The following is a 12070-nucleotide window of genomic DNA, read 5'->3' as shown; positions in this document are numbered from 1 at the left end:
CAGTCGTGCGCCAATCGCCGGTCGGCTCACGTCCGGCGTCGGCGGACGGTGTCCGCGTCCGCCTGCGAGGTGGTGGTGACGCTGCCCGGGGTGCGCGGGACGGTGCCGGTCGACTGCGCCCACCGCCACCCTCCCCGGGCCACCGCGCCGGTCCGCCCGTCGAGCGCGGTGACCGCGCACCCGCGGGCTCGGGCCGACACGTGCCGCACCCAGCGAGCGATCTGGTCGGCGACGGTCCGGGGCTCGGTCAGCGCGAGCATGTGCCCGGCGCCGGGCAGGGACACCAGCTCGGCCTCGGGCAGGGCCGCGAGCAGCTCGGTCACCTCGTCGGCCGGGACCTCCGGGTCGGCCGTCCCATGGACCACCAGCGTGGGCACCGTCAACGCGGGGGCGAGCCGGGTGCCGTCGTGGCTCACGCTCGCCGGCATCGTCCCTGCCAGCGCCCACGGCCGGCTGGTGAGGAAGCTGTCGCGCACGTGCGCCACCGCGTCCTGGGGGTCCGGGGGGGCCTGTGGGGTGAACGCCAGGCGCCGCACCGAGCGATCCGACACGGACCGGAGCGGACGGACCCGGCGGGCGACGACGGCCGAGGCGCGCAGCGCCGTGAGCCACGCCCACCGCAGCCGGGCCTGGGCCCAGCGCGGGAGGTGGCGGGCGGGCAACCCGGGGAACGTGACGCCGAGGCCACCCGAGCCCGCCGCCGGTGGAGGGCGCGGTGGTGGTCAGGGGCAGGTGATGGCCGTGAGGAGATGGTGGTCGCCGGCGCCGTCCGGGTCGCCGGCCGGCGCGCCCGCACGGGGCAGGGCGCGCTCGACCCGTTGCAGCAGGGCGACCAGCTCGCGGCCGACCGGCTCGGGGTGGGTGACGGTGACCATGTGCCCGGCGCCCGGTACGTGCACCAGCGTGGTGCGCCCGCCCAGCGCGTCGGCGATGCGACGGCTGTGCTCGGCGGGGATCGTCCGGTCCTCTGTGCCGGTCAGCACCAGCGACGGCACGTCACGCAGGAGCTCCAGCCCGGCGGTGCCGTCGTGGTCGACGATCCCGGGGTAGAACGCCACGGTGTTCGCCCGCGGCAGCCCCGACCGCACGTCGGCCATGGTGGCCGGCACGTCGGGGTGGCGCCCGGGATCTGCGACCAGCCGCCGGGCCAGCCAACGACGACCCCACGAGCGCCGGAACGGGCGCGCGGCGTCGGCGAGCGGTGCCAGCAGCCACGCCGCGAGCAGCACCGCGTGGGCGAGCCCGGTGCGGGTGGCGATGTCGGCCACCGGACCGGGGAGCACGGTCCGGGCCAGGCCACCCGACGACGTCGACAGCAGTGCGACGCCGGCGACGACGGAGCCGACCAGGTCCGGGCGCGAGCGCGCCAGCGCCATCACCGCCATCCCCCCGAGGGAGTGACCCACGAGCACGACCGGCCCGCGCGTCCGGCTCTCCACGACCGCGGTCAGGTCCCGGGCCAGCCGGTCCACGTCGACGCGCCGCGGGGCGCGCCAGCCGCTGTGCCCGTGCCCACGCAGGTCCAGCGCGACGACCCGGGCGTGCCGGGCGAGCGTGGCCCGCTGCTGCGCCATCTGATCCATGGACGCGGCGAAGCCGTGGACGAGGACCACCGTCAGGGCGGCGTCGTCGGGGCCGTCCGTCTCGACGTGCAGCAGGACCCCGTCGTCGGTCCGCACACCCGGGCCGGCGCCGACCCGCACGGCCGACCGGCGCCGGTGTCGTCGCCACGCGGTCGCGGCCGCCGCGACACCGACCGCGCCGGTCAGCCTGGTCCACCGGCTCCCGGGCACCCTCACCGCCGGCGCCCCACGACGCCGCTGCTGCCCAGGCCGCGGACCGGGCGCCCGAGGACGTCCAGCGCGGCCGCGGCGGCGCGGCGCCGCAGTCCGCGGCCGCGCCACCCACCGAGGTCGACGCGCTCGCTGAGCGCCAGGTCCTCGTCCAGGTGGGCGTCGAGGGTCGCGACCGTGCCGCGGTCGTGGATGAGCATCTCGACCTGCAGGTTCAGGGCGAGGGACCGGGCGTCGATGTTGGCAGAGCCGACCAGCGTCACGCTGCCGTCGACCGTCACGACCTTCGCGTGCAGCATCGCCGGCTGGTACGTCCAGATCTCCACGCCGGCCGACATGAGGGCGTCGTGCTGGTGCTCGCCCTGCAGCCGCGCCAGGGGGTGGTCGACGACGTCGCGGCCCGGCAGCAGCAGCTGGACCTGCACACCGCGGCGGGCGGTGGCCTGCACGACCTGCATCAGGCGCGCCGGGAGCCGGGAGTACGGGGTGACGATGCGGACCCGCTCGCGCGCGGTCTCCAGGAGCACCACCAGCGCCAGCATGGCCTCGTTCCACCCGTGCTGGGACGTCACCCGCAGCACGTTCACGGCGGCGTCGCCGGCGTGCGGCATCGCCGGCAGCCGGTCGTGCTCGGTCAGCACGGGGTGCGAGGTCTGCAGCCAGACGGTCGCGAACGCGGCCCGCAGGCCGCTGACCGCCGGGCCACGCACCCGGAAGCTGGTGTCCCGCCAGTCCTCGGCGGTGCGTCCGGACCCGGTCCACGCCTCGTCGATGCCCGTCCCGCCGGCGAAGGCGACGCGCTCGTCGCACACCAGCACCCGCGAGTGCGAGCGCCGGTTCTTCGCGGTGAGCCGCGGTACCGACAGGGGACGGAAGAACTCCACCAGCGCGCCGGCGTCCCGCAGGGCACGCACCTGCGCGCGGGCGATCCCGTGGGAACCCAGCGCGTCCAGCACGACCCGTACCCGCACCCCGGCGCGGGCGCGCTCGCACAGCGCCTCGGTCATGACGTCGGTGATCCGCCCGGTGCCCCACAGGTAGGTCAGGAGATCCACGGACCGTGTGGCCGCGGCGATCTCGGTGAGCATGGCCGGGAAGATCTCGTCACCGTCGCGCAGCACGTCGATGCAGTTGCCGTCGGTGAACGACCCGAGCAGTCCCTCCAGGGCCTGCCGCGGACGGGGTCGCTCCGCCACGTCGCCGGGGGCGCGCGGCACCGTGCCGGGGCCGGCCGGTCGTCGCTGGTCGGTCATCCGCGCAGCACCTCCTCGCTGCTCACGGTCAGACGGACGACGTCGCCCCCGACCTCCGCGATCTGGTCCACCCCGACGTACGCCCGACCCGGGCGCGCGTCGGGTGGTCCGATCTCGGCGTAGCCGTGGCGCAGCATGCGCGCGGCGGTCTGCGGGTGCACATGGCGTGCCGCACCCAGGGCGCGCGCCAGCTCCCGCGGGAGCCCGCCGTGACCCAGCGTGGTCACCGGGCCACCGTCGCCCGGCTGGACGCGTTCCACGACGCCCACGTCCCGGCCGAGCGCGTCCAGGACCCGCATGCCGCGATGGACGTCCTGCATCGTGCTCATGGTCGCTGCCCTCCGTGCTCGACGACGACCTCCACGCTGGCCCCCCGGTGGCGTCCGCGCCAACCTCGCGGCGGGGTCGGCCGGTCCTTGTCACCGGAGTGACACACCGCTGTCATGTGACGGTGCGCGTGACCGACTGCTGCGGAGCGGGGGAGGCATGACCACCCGCCACGACGTCGCGCTGCTGCGCCTGGTGGCCCAGCGGGTGGCCGGTCCGCCCGACCCCGACCCGCTCGCCGTCGTCCGGCGGCTGGGGGCGGTGCAGGCCCAGGACCTGCCCGGCGCGGTCACGTCCGTGGCGCTGCGCACGGCCGGCCGGGACCGCGGCGACGTGCTGGCCGCGCTCGACGCCGGCGCCGTGGTCCGCACCTGGCCGATGCGGGGGACCCTGCACCTCGTGCCCGCCGACGACGTGCGGTGGATGCTCGCGCTCATGACGTCGCGCCCCCGCGCGGCGGCCGCGACGCGTCGCCGGCAGCTCGACCTGACCGAGGACCACCTGGCGCGCGCTCGGGACGTCGTCGTCGGAGCGCTGCGTGGCGGGGGACGGGCGACCCGCGCGCAGCTCCTGGGCCTGTGGGAGGAGGGCGGCGTCCCGGTCGACGCCGGGCGGGGCTACCACGTGCTCGCGCACCTCGCGCAGACGGGCGTGCTGGTCCTCGGCCCGACGGTGGGCGACTCGCGGAGGACCGCCGCGACCGGGGCGGCCGAGCAGGCGGTCGTCCTGCTCGACGAGTGGGTGCCGGCGACCGCCGGTCCGGACGACGACGCCGCGGCGGCCCGGCTGGCGGTGACGTACTTCCGCGGCCACGGGCCGGCGACCGTGCCGGACCTCGCGCGCTGGTCCGGGCTGCCGCTGGGCACGGTGCGGCGCGGGCTGGCCGCCGTGGCCGGCGAGCTGACCACGATCACGGTCGAGGGGGCCGTCCTGCACCTGGACCCGGCCACCCTGGCACTGCTCGACCAGCACCGCGACGCCGCGCGCGGGGTGCACCTGCTGCCGGGGTTCGACGAGGTCGTGCTCGGCTACGCCGACCGCAGCGTGACCGTCCCGGTCGAGCACGCCGCACGGATCGTCCCCGGCAACAACGGGATGTTCCGCGCCACCGTCCTCGCCGAGGGCGTCGTGGTCGGGACGTGGCGCGCGTCCACGCGCGGGGGCGTGCGCCAGGTCGAGGTCGAGCCGTTCACCGAGCTCGCGCCGTCCGTGGCCGAGGCCGTCCCCGGGGCGGCGGCGCGTCTGCCCTGAGGGTGCCGCACGCGTGCCCCGCCGGGACGGCCGGCGGCGGCCGACGGCGGCAGACGACCGTCCGGGCGATCCCCGGGCCGGCGCCGGGGCGAATCCTCATCGGGTCGCCGCCCGGACCGATGGAGTGGCTACAGGGCTCATGGACGGGCCCGTTGGACGACACCCCAGGGACGGACCGCTGTGATCATCGTGACGCGCTTGAACGGGGGGCAGTTCTCGGTCAACCCCGACCTGCTGCAGCGCATCGACAGCGCACCCGACACCATCCTGACCCTGGTCGACGGCACCAAGTACATCGTCGAGGAGAGCATGCCGCGGGTGATCGACCTGATCACCACCTACCGCGCGACGCTCGTCGCCCGCGCCCAGGACCTGCAGCAGCACCTCGGGCTGTACGCCGCACCCGACCCCACCGACGACGACGCGCCCCTGGCGCCCACCGTCCCGCTGCGCCCTCGGAGGAAGTGACATGGATCCGGCAACCCTGATCGGCCTCGTCGTCGCGTTCGGCGCCGTCCTGGCCTCCATCATCCTCGAGGGCTCCAGCCCCATGTCGGTCATCCTCCCGGCGCCGATGATGCTCGTCATCGGCGGCACCATCGGGGCCGGCCTGATCGGCAGCACCCTGAAGGACACGATCTTCGCGTACACCAGCCTGCCGAAGGCGATGCTGTTCAAGCCGCCGAAGACGGTCGAGGCCGTGGACACCCTGGTGGGCCTGGCCGACCGTGCCCGGCGCGAGGGCCTGCTCGCGCTCGAGGACGCCGCCAAGGACATCGACGACGACTTCCTCAAGGCCGGGCTGCAGGGTGCGATCGACGGCACCGACCCCGACGACCTGCGCGGCATCCTCGAGGACAAGGTGAACACCAAGCGCACCCGGGACAAGGGCGCCGCCAAGTACTTCGCCGACCTGGGCGGCTACGCGCCGACGGTCGGGATCATCGGCACCGTCGTGTCGCTCGTGCACGTCCTGGAGAACCTGGACAAGCCGGAGGAGCTCGGTCACATGATCGCGGCCGCTTTCGTCGCGACGCTGTGGGGCCTGCTCACCGCCAACCTGATGTGGCTGCCGTTCTCGGCCCGGCTCAAGCGCATGTCCGAGCTCGAGTGCGGTCACATGGAGCTGGTCGTGGAGGGCCTGATGTCGGTCCAGGCCGGGGCCAACCCGCGCCTGGTCGGCGAGCGCCTGCGCAGCCTGCTGCCCCCGGAGCCGGCCAAGAAGGAGAAGGCGGCAGCATGAGCTCCGGGCACGGCCGCCGCACGAAGGGCGGTCACGAGGAGGAGCACGAGAACCACGAGCGCTGGGCCGTCTCCTACGCCGACATGATGACGGTGCTGTGCGCGCTGTTCATCGTGCTGTACGCGATGAGCACGGTCGACCAGGTCAAGTACGAGGCGCTCGCGCAGTCGCTCTCGGAGGGCTTCAACAGCGGCAAGCCCGACGTCCTGAGCGGCACCGACGGCGTCCTGGAGGGCGTCACGGCCGGCACCCCGAACGCGAGCGCCGTCGGCGGTCCGGCCGAGCCGGCCAGCACGGTGGACCCGGCCGCGCTGCCGCCGACCGACCTGCAGCTCGCCCAGCAGGAGGTGGCCCGCCTGCGTGAGGTGCAGGCGCAGATCGAGGCGAACCTGGCCGCCGCGGGCATGGGCCACCAGGTGCGCTACCTCATCGACGAGCGCGGGCTGGTGATCGGCCTGGTCGCCAACGACGTGTTCTTCGACTCCGGCAGCGCCGCGCTGCAACCGGCCGCGAACACCGTGCTGGACGCCGCCGCCCCCGTGCTGCTCGCCATCCCGGACCGGATCTCGGTCGAGGGGCACGCCAACATCATCCCCACCTCGGGCCGGTACGCCACGAACTGGGAGCTGTCGGCGGACCGTGCGACCCAGGTGCTGCGACGCCTGGTGGAGACCGACGGGCTGCCCGGGGGCCGCATCTCGGCGACCGGGTACGGCGACACCCAGCCGCTGGAGCCGGGCTCCTCGCCCGAGGCGCTCGCCACCAACCGGCGGGTCGACCTCGTGATCAACAGCTCCATGCCCGACCACGTGCGCGGGCTGATCCCCTCCGTGGTGGACGGCACCGCGACCGCAGCCGCCGCGGCACCGGCCGCGGCCGAGCACACCACCGAGACCGCCGCCGCCGCGGCCCCCACCGACGACCACGACGACGACGAAGGACATTGACATGACCACCGAGCAGCGTGTGATGGTCGGCGGCCGCCGGCCGCTCAGCGAGGCCGCACGCGGCGGCGGGGCGAAGGCCGACGCCACCGCGGAGGCGCCCGAGCCGACGAAGAAGAGCAAGAAGCTCGTCGTCGTCATCGCGGTCGTCGCCGTGCTGGCGGCCGCGGCCGCCGCCTGGTTCCTGTTCCTCAAGCCGGCCCCCGCGGCGGCGGAGGAGGAGGCCGCCCACGCCGAGGAGGAGGTCGTCGAGCTCGGCGAGGTCGTCACGGTCGACCCCGTGAGCCTGAACCTCGCGGGCGGCCGGTACCTGCGGCTGGGGATCGCCCTGCAGCTGTCCGCCGAGGTGGCGGAGGCGGTCGACCCCGCGCGTGCCCTGGACCAGACGATCGCGCTGTTCTCGGGCCGCGACATCGCCGCGGTGACCGACCCCGCGGTCCGCGACCAGCTCAAGGCCGAGCTCGTCCAGCAGCTCACCGAGAGCTACCACGGCGAGGTGGTGGACGTGTACTTCACGGAGTACGTCACCCAGTGACGCCGGCCGCGCCCGGCACGGTCCGGGCGCGGTAGCGCCGCCACCGCCGCCACCGCCACCGCCACCGCCGCCACCGCCGCCGCCACCGACGTCGGTGCGCGGCGCACGACCGGGGCACGTTGGGCGCCGACCGACGGGTGGGGCAATTCGGGCACCGGGGACGAACCGCTCAGGACTTCTCACATGCCACCGGGCCGGGCCGATCAGGATCCCGTGACGGTCCAGGACATGCAGCGGGACACCCCGCGCCGCAGCAAGAAGAGCGGCCAGCCCGAGCTCTACGACTTCCGCCGGCCGATGACGCTCGCCCGCGAGCACGGTCGCGTGCTCGAGCGGGCCTTCGAGACCTACGCCCGGCAGTGGGGCAACCAGCTCAGTGCACGGCTGCGCGCGGTGTCGACGGTGACGCTGGAGTCGGTCGCCATGCACTCCTACGACGAGTACGTGCGCGCCCTGCCCAAGACCACCGTCATGGTGCTGTGCACCGTCGACCCCGGCCGCACGACCTCGGTCGTCCAGGTGCCCGGCAGCATGGTCATGGGCTGGATCGACCTGCTGCTCGGCGGCCCCGGGCGCCCCTCCGGTGACGTCGACCGCGAGCTGACCGACATCGAGTACCAGCTCGTGCGCAACCTCGTGCAGCACTCCCTGGCCGACATCGGCTACGCGTTCGCGTCGGTGCTGCCCATGGAGGCCACCGTCCGCGGCGTCCAGTACGCCCCCCAGTTCCTCCAGGCGGTCCCCGCCTCGGTCCCCGTGATCGTCGCGACCTTCGTGGTGCGGGTGGGGGAGGCCGAGGAGAGCGCCACGATGATGATCCCCGCCGAGGTGCTCCTCGCCGGCCTGCGCGCCGGTGAGTCCGCGGACAGCCGCACGCCCGAGGAGGTCGCCGCGCACGAGCTGTCGCTGGCGAGCCTGGCCCGCGGCGTCCAGGACGTGCCCGTCCCGGTCGCCGTCCGGTTCAGCCCGGTCACCGTGCGCCCCACCGACGTCGTCGGTCTGACCGTGGGCGCCGTCCTGCACCTGAACCACCCCACCGCCCGCCCGCTCGACGTCGTCGTGGACGACGTCGTGCTCGCCCGCGCCGCCGCCGGGACCCAGGGCACGCGCCTCGCGTGCCGCATCGTCACCTCCGAGGAGAACGCCTGATGTCTGCCCGTACCGCCCCGGCCGTCGAGGCGCGGACCGCCGCCGACCTGCTCGTCGGCCTGCTGCCGTCGACCGTCCCGCTCACGGTCGAGCCGCTCGCCCCGGGCTCCGGGCCGGCTGCCGCGGAGACCGCCGTGGTGGCCACGTTCGTCGGCGCCACCAGCGTGGAGCTCGTGCTCGTCGCCGAGCGCGCGGTCGCCGAGTCCCTGGCCGGCCAGGACGGCGCCCCGGTCTCCCTCGCCGACGCGCTGCGGCCCGCCCTCGAGGCCGCGAGCTCCGCCTTCGGCCCCGGCGTGCTCGACGTCGCCGCGGTCCGCCCGCTGGGCGGTGACCTCGCCGGTGAGGAGGTCACGGCCTTCGCGCTCCTGGCCGACGGCGCCCCGCAGGCGTGGTTCGGCATCCGGGCCCGGGCGCACAAGCCGGGCATGATCCCGAGCCAGCGCACCGGCGGCAGCGACCGCCCGGCCGGCGAGCGTGCCGACCTGCGCGTGCTCTACGACGTGGAGATGACGCTCACCGCCGAGATCGGCCGGGCGCGCCTGCCCGTCCGTCAGGTGCTCGACCTGGTCCCCGGGTCGGTGCTCGAGCTCGACCGCGCCGCCGGCGCCCCCGCCGACCTCATGGTCAACGGTCGCCTCATCGCCCGCGGCGAGGTCGTCGTGGTGGACGAGGACTACGGCATCCGCATCACCGAGATCGTCTCCGCCGAGCAGGCCGCCGGCTGATGGACGCCGCTCTCCTGGGCCTGCGCGTCCTGCTGGCGCTCGCCTGCGTGCTGGGCCTGATCTGGTTCACCGGGCGCCGCGTGCAGGGCACCGCCGCCGTCCGCAAGCAGCGCTCGGTGCCGCTGTCCGTGCTCGGGCGCCAGTCGCTGGGCAAGGGCGCCGGTGTCGCGCTGGTCGAGGTCGCCGGCCGGGTGCTGCTGCTCGGCGTGGGGGAGCAGGGCGTGCGCGTGCTGACCGAGGTCGACGTCCCGGTCGTGCCCGCGGCGCCGTCCCGGACCGCCGAGGTCCGCGAGGAGATCGACCTGTCCACGCTGCCCGCCGTCGTGGCCCCCGTCGCCGTCACGGCCCCCGTGATCGCTCCGGCCGCCGACCTCGAGATCGCGGCCGACGCGGCCCCGGCCCCGGCCGCCGACGACGAGCCCACCGCCCCGGCCGACGTCGACGACCCGCCGGTGGACACCGACTCCGACACCGACACCGACACCGACACCGACACCGACACCGAGACCGCGGCCGGCCCGGACGCCCGCACCGCGGCACGCGACGCCGACGCTCCCGACGCCGACGCTCCCGACGCCGCCGACGAGGCCGACGGTCCCGACGCCGTCGACGGCGTGCCGACCCCGCATGCCGACGGCACAGCCCGGCTGGCCGCGCTCGCGGGCCTGGCTGCCGGCGCGAGCTCGGCGCAGGCCGGTGCGCTGCGCGGCTCGGTGCTCTCGCCCGACACCTGGCGTCGCACGGTCGACGTCGTGCAGCGACGGACGGCGCGCCGGTGACCACCGTCCTCGCCCCGCGCCCCGCCGGCCGCGTCGGCGCGGGTCGCGCCGCCGGCCCGGCCCGGCGCGGCCTGCTCGCCCTGCTCGGGGTCGCGCTCCTCGTGACGCTGCTGGTCAGTGCGCTGCTCGTCGTCGTGGGAGCGTCCGGGGCGCACGCCGCGCCGATCGACCCCGCGGCGCCCGCGGCGCCCGCCGACCCGGCGGGCCCCGCCGACCCGAACACCTCGGTGACCGTCGGCATCAACGGCGTCAACGGCACCCCGAGCAGCTCGATCGTCGTCCTGCTCGCCCTGACCGTGCTGTCCATCGCGCCGGCCGTGCTGCTGATGATGACGAGCTTCACCAAGATCTTCGTGGTGCTCGCGCTGACCCGGAACGCGCTCGGCCTGACCGGCGTCCCGCCGAACCAGGTGCTCGCCGGCATCGCGCTGTTCCTGAGCCTGTTCATCATGGCTCCGGTGCTCAGCGAGGTGAACTCGCTGGGCCTGCAGCCCTACCTGGACGGGACCCTGAGCCTGAGCCAGGCGGTCGAGACCGGGCTCGCGCCGCTGCGCGAGTTCATGCTCGGCCAGACCCGCGAGGAGGACCTGGCGCTGATGACCCGCGCCGCGGACCTGCCCAACCCGCAGACGCCCGAGTCGGTGCCCACGCTGACGCTCATCCCGGCGTTCATGCTGTCCGAGCTGCGCTCGGCGTTCATCATCGGGTTCGTCATCTTCGTGCCGTTCCTGGTCATCGACCTGGTCGTGTCCTCGGCGCTGATGGCGATGGGCATGATGATGCTCCCGCCGGTCATGGTGTCGCTGCCGTTCAAGCTGCTGCTGTTCGTCCTGGTCGACGGCTGGGGCCTGATCGTCACGGCGCTGGTCAGCTCCTACGGGACCGGTGGCTGAGCCATGGACACCAACGCCGTCCTCGACATCGGCCTGGACGCCCTGCTGCTGGCCGCCAAGCTGTGCGCGCCGGTGCTCGTCACCGCCCTGGTGATCGGCTTCGCCGTGTCGCTGCTGCAGTCGATCACCCAGATCCAGGAGGTCACGCTCAGCTTCGTGCCCAAGGCCATCGGGGTCGCCGTGGCCCTGCTCGTGGCCGGGCACTGGATGATCGCCGAGACCGTCTCGTTCACCCAGGAGCTGTTCAGCAAGATCCCGGCGCTGCTCGGCGGTGCCTGAGCGATGACGTTCGCGCTGCCCTGGGCCGGCCTGGAGTCGGCGATGCTCGCCGGCGTCCGGATGGCCGCGTTCCTGGTCATCGCGCCGCCGTTCGCCCACCGTGGCATCCCGGGCCGGATCAAGGCCATGCTCGCCGTCGTCCTCGGGCTGCTGGTGGCGCCACGCGCCCGCGCGAGCGCCGACCCGACCGACATCGGCTTCTTCATCGGGCAGCTCGTCATGCAGGTCGTCATCGGCGCCGCGCTGGGCTTCCTGGTGGCGCTCGTGTTCGCCGCGGTCCAGTCCGCCGGCGCCCTGCTGGACCTGTTCGCCGGCTTCCAGATGGCGGCCGCCTTCGACCCGCTCAACCAGACCAGCGGCGCACAGCTGCAGCGGCTGTACCAGATGACCGCGACCGTGCTGCTGTTCGCGTCCGACGGGTACCAGATCGTCATCACCGGCCTCGTGCGGACGTTCGACGTGATCCCGCTCGGCACCCCGCTCGACCTCGCGGCCACCGCCGCCGCGAGCGCGGACGGTCTGACCGGGATGTTCGTGGCCGCCCTGCAGGTCGCCGGGCCGCTGGCCGTGGTGCTGTTCCTGGCCGACGTCGGCCTCGGCCTCCTGACCCGGGTCGCGCCGGCCCTCAACGCGTTCGCGCTCGGCTTCCCCCTGAAGATCCTGCTCACCCTGAGCCTGGGCGGCATGGCCTACCTCGCCCTGCCGGGGCTGGTGGACGCCCTGACCGACGACGCCGTCCGCACCGTGATCGGGGTGTCTCCGTGAGCCGGGGGAGGCGCTGCGAGCGCAGCGAGCAGGGCACCGCCGGCGAGCCGCGGGCGCTGAGCCGGGGGAGGCGCTGCGAGCGCAGCGAGCAGGGCACCGCCGGCGAGCCGCGGGCGCTGAGCCGGGGGAGGCGC

The 12070-nt window shown here is 75.0% G+C and carries 15 protein-coding genes; 11 read left to right on the top strand and 4 right to left on the bottom strand.

Translation table 11 applies throughout. The features are described 5' to 3' along the window. Nucleotides 1–26 precede the first annotated feature (26 nt). Genes Q0840_RS18440 through Q0840_RS18425 form a run of 4 tightly spaced genes read right to left on the bottom strand, consistent with a single transcriptional unit; the run spans nt 27 to nt 3375 of the window. Nucleotides 27–662 (bottom strand): alpha/beta fold hydrolase, encoded by a 636-nt coding sequence (locus tag Q0840_RS18440; RefSeq protein WP_367183156.1) that lies wholly within the window; start codon nt 660–662, stop codon nt 27–29. 60 nt (nt 663–722) lie between these two features. Next, a complete protein-coding gene (locus Q0840_RS18435; RefSeq protein WP_298462425.1) occupies nt 723–1799 on the bottom strand; it encodes an alpha/beta fold hydrolase in 1077 nt (358 codons plus the stop codon). After that, nucleotides 1796–3046, bottom strand: coding sequence for a phosphatidylserine/phosphatidylglycerophosphate/cardiolipin synthase family protein (locus Q0840_RS18430; RefSeq protein ID WP_298462423.1), 1251 nt, complete (start codon nt 3044–3046; stop codon nt 1796–1798). The genes Q0840_RS18435 and Q0840_RS18430 overlap by 4 nt, the downstream gene beginning before the upstream one ends. Next, on the bottom strand, nt 3043–3375 hold the full coding sequence (locus tag Q0840_RS18425; protein ID WP_298462421.1) for a hypothetical protein: 333 nt from the start codon (nt 3373–3375) through the stop codon (nt 3043–3045). The genes Q0840_RS18430 and Q0840_RS18425 overlap by 4 nt, the downstream gene beginning before the upstream one ends. Nucleotides 3376–3532: 157 nt before the next feature. Here Q0840_RS18425 and Q0840_RS18420 point away from each other — a divergent pair, with 157 nt between their 5' ends. The 11 genes from Q0840_RS18420 (at nt 3533) to Q0840_RS18370 (ending at nt 11936) form a co-directional block, all read left to right on the top strand. Next, nucleotides 3533–4624, top strand: a complete 1092-nt coding sequence (locus tag Q0840_RS18420) for a winged helix DNA-binding domain-containing protein (protein ID WP_298462418.1) — start codon at nt 3533–3535, stop codon at nt 4622–4624. 180 nt (nt 4625–4804) lie between these two features. Next, nucleotides 4805–5092 carry a flagellar FlbD family protein gene (locus Q0840_RS18415; RefSeq protein WP_298462415.1) on the top strand — a complete coding sequence of 96 codons (288 nt, stop codon included), beginning with the start codon at nt 4805–4807 and terminating at the stop codon, nt 5090–5092. A 1-nt stretch (nt 5093) separates the two neighbouring features. Next, nucleotides 5094–5867, top strand: coding sequence for a motility protein A (locus Q0840_RS18410; protein WP_298462412.1), 774 nt, complete (start codon nt 5094–5096; stop codon nt 5865–5867). Next, the gene (locus Q0840_RS18405) at nt 5864–6814 is read left to right on the top strand and encodes a flagellar motor protein MotB (RefSeq protein ID WP_298462409.1); all 951 of its coding nucleotides are present in this window, start codon (nt 5864–5866) and stop codon (nt 6812–6814) included. The genes Q0840_RS18410 and Q0840_RS18405 overlap by 4 nt, the downstream gene beginning before the upstream one ends. A gap of 1 nt (nt 6815) precedes the next feature. Next, nucleotides 6816–7346 (top strand): flagellar basal body-associated FliL family protein, encoded by a 531-nt coding sequence (locus Q0840_RS18400; RefSeq protein ID WP_298462407.1) that lies wholly within the window; start codon nt 6816–6818, stop codon nt 7344–7346. A gap of 213 nt (nt 7347–7559) precedes the next feature. Then, nucleotides 7560–8495, top strand: coding sequence for a FliM/FliN family flagellar motor switch protein (locus tag Q0840_RS18395; protein ID WP_298462406.1), 936 nt, complete (start codon nt 7560–7562; stop codon nt 8493–8495). Beyond that, the gene (gene fliN / locus Q0840_RS18390; protein WP_298462405.1) at nt 8495–9220 is read left to right on the top strand and encodes a flagellar motor switch protein FliN; all 726 of its coding nucleotides are present in this window, start codon (nt 8495–8497) and stop codon (nt 9218–9220) included. Before Q0840_RS18395 ends, fliN begins: the two co-directional genes overlap by 1 nt. Further along, a complete protein-coding gene (locus tag Q0840_RS18385) occupies nt 9220–9999 on the top strand; it encodes a flagellar biosynthetic protein FliO (protein ID WP_298462404.1) in 780 nt (259 codons plus the stop codon). Before fliN ends, Q0840_RS18385 begins: the two co-directional genes overlap by 1 nt. Before the next feature lie 71 nt (nt 10000–10070). Continuing rightward, nucleotides 10071–10892, top strand: coding sequence for a flagellar type III secretion system pore protein FliP (gene fliP, locus Q0840_RS18380; protein WP_298462479.1), 822 nt, complete (start codon nt 10071–10073; stop codon nt 10890–10892). Nucleotides 10893–10895: 3 nt separating this feature from the next. Further along, a complete protein-coding gene (gene fliQ, locus Q0840_RS18375; RefSeq protein WP_298462403.1) occupies nt 10896–11171 on the top strand; it encodes a flagellar biosynthesis protein FliQ in 276 nt (91 codons plus the stop codon). A gap of 3 nt (nt 11172–11174) precedes the next feature. After that, nucleotides 11175–11936 carry a flagellar biosynthetic protein FliR gene (locus Q0840_RS18370; RefSeq protein ID WP_298462402.1) on the top strand — a complete coding sequence of 254 codons (762 nt, stop codon included), beginning with the start codon at nt 11175–11177 and terminating at the stop codon, nt 11934–11936. Nucleotides 11937–12070: the final 134 nt, after the last annotated feature.

Origin of the sequence: uncultured Cellulomonas sp. (assembly GCF_947494015.1) — a bacterium.
GTDB lineage: Bacteria > Actinomycetota > Actinomycetes > Actinomycetales > Cellulomonadaceae > Pengzhenrongella.
The sequence above is the reverse complement of the archived record's forward strand: the minus strand, read 5'-3'. Positions and strand labels throughout refer to the sequence as shown.